At 62.5% G+C, this 248-nt stretch carries 1 protein-coding gene; it reads right to left on the bottom strand.

The window, feature by feature from the left end; all coding sequences use genetic code 11:
* Window positions 1–248 (bottom strand): nitrile hydratase accessory protein (locus tag Q4548_RS16930; protein ID WP_303457244.1); only part of this gene is annotated, 248 nt, incomplete at both ends.

The raw sequence follows: 248 nt of genomic DNA, 5'->3' as shown, positions 1-248 counted from the left end.
GCGTACAGGCGCGCCATGCGGCGTGCTCAGATAGGCCTGTTCCCAGGCTGCACGCATCTGTTCCGCCTCTGTGCGTTCTGCGCTGCCGTCTTCGGCCAGCAGAGTTTCGAGCGTTTCGAGCCACGCGTTGAAATAGTCGTCCCCACCATCCAGCTCGCGGTTCAGGCCGTGCCGCGCCAAGGTTTCCCCGAAACGCGTGGTCCAATCGGCCCAAGTAAAACGCCCGGATTCGTTGAGGTGAACGGTCA

Source organism: Wenyingzhuangia sp. 2_MG-2023 (assembly GCF_030548295.1).
Taxonomy (GTDB): Bacteria; Bacteroidota; Bacteroidia; order Flavobacteriales; family Flavobacteriaceae; genus Wenyingzhuangia.
Note: the sequence above shows the minus strand (reverse complement) of the source record. Positions and strands in the feature narration are given on the sequence as shown.